Below are 359 nucleotides of genomic sequence, written 5' to 3'. Positions count from 1 at the left end.
GAGCAGCCTGAAGAGAAACCGAAATTCCAGATTGTCGACGGATTCGATGATCCGATCATCGCGAAATATGAAGAATTCCTGCGCCGGAACGACATCGCCGTGGCAGGCATCGAATTCATCCGCAACGCTGCAGGAGAAATCTTCACATACGACGTCAACACCAATACGAATTACAATTCGGACGCAGAAGCAGCTGCCGGGAAATACGGCATGCTGGAATTGGCGAAATTGCTAGGCCAGGAATTGAAGAAGACGGTTGCTGTCGGTTAACAGGCTCTTCGCCAATTGACTTGAATCGTAAAATCTCCAAAATAATAAACCGTATCCCTGCAGCTTCCGGGATACGGTTTATTTGTTTT

The 359-nt window shown here is 47.6% G+C and carries 1 pseudogene; it reads left to right on the top strand.

The features are described from left to right. Nucleotides 1-270: pseudogene (locus IQ294_RS16255) on the top strand (alpha-L-glutamate ligase); the annotation flags it as partial. Nucleotides 271-359 lie beyond the last annotated feature (89 nt).

The sequence above is a fragment of the Planococcus beigongshangi genome, from assembly GCF_016820495.1.
In the GTDB taxonomy this organism is placed as follows: domain Bacteria; phylum Bacillota; class Bacilli; order Bacillales_A; family Planococcaceae; genus Planococcus; species Planococcus beigongshangi.
The sequence above is the reverse complement of the archived record's forward strand: the minus strand, read 5'-3'. Positions and strand labels throughout refer to the sequence as shown.